Source organism: Flavonifractor sp. An306, from assembly GCF_002159455.1.
GTDB lineage: Bacteria > Bacillota > Clostridia > Oscillospirales > Oscillospiraceae > Flavonifractor.
On sequence record NZ_NFIQ01000227.1, the window covers coordinates 1 to 887 of the forward strand.

Sequence of the window (887 nt, forward strand, 5' to 3'; positions counted from 1 at the left end):
TGGAGTATGTCATCTACGAAACGCCCCATCCCCCGGAGCCGGACGGGCCGTGTGAGGATGAGCCGGATACGGAACATCCAGATACGGAAAACCCGGATATGGATACTCCGGGTCTGGAAAACCGGCCGCAATTAAATAAAGATAAAAGCAATCCTGATAAATCAAAAAAAGATGAACTCAGTACGGAAGGATCAAATCCTGTCCTATCAATCCCCCCAACCCCCAGGGGTTCGGACCGGAAAGGACGGGACCGGATGCGGGAGCGGGAGAGTTATCGGGAATTGATTTTGGAGAACATCGAGTATGACTATCTCATCCAGAACCACCGCCTTGACCGGGACCGCCTGGACGAGCTGGTGGAGCTCATGGTGGATACGGTGTGCTCCAACCGGGAGATGATCCGCATCGCCGGGGACGACTACCCGGCGGAGGTGGTCAAGTCCCGGTTCCTGAAGCTGAACAGTTCCCACATCGAGTATGTGCTGGACCGGATGCGGGAGAACACTACCTATGTCCGTAACATCAAGAAATACCTGCTGGCCGCTTTGTATAACGCCCCGGCCACCATCGACAGCTACTACACCTCCCTGGTGAGCCACGATATGTACGGCGGCGGAGATCGGAGGTGATGTGCGTGCAGGAAGAAATCACCCAGGGCGTGGTCTCCCTCTCGGTGGAGACCGGCAAGATGACGACGGACCTGCTCCAAAAGGCCGTGAAGAAGGTGCTGGAGGAGATGCAGAAAAAGCCCTCCCAGCGCAGCTTACACCAGGGGAAGCAGACCCTGCACCAGCTCAAACAGCATGGGGCCTCCCTGACCAACATCGAGATCACGGAGCAGAACATCAAGGCGTTTTCGGCGGTGGCGAAGAAGTACGACATCGACT

Annotated in this window: 2 protein-coding genes; both read left to right on the top strand. The window is 56.4% G+C overall.

Annotated features, from left to right (window positions below; all coding sequences use genetic code 11):
• Positions 1-629, top strand: a 629-nt coding sequence (locus B5F88_RS19795) for a DUF6017 domain-containing protein (protein WP_087937083.1), incomplete at its 5' end; no start/stop codon positions are given.
• Positions 630-634: 5 nt separating this feature from the next.
• Positions 635-887, top strand: a 253-nt coding sequence (locus tag B5F88_RS19800) for a DUF3801 domain-containing protein (RefSeq protein ID WP_140402240.1), incomplete at its 3' end; no start/stop codon positions are given.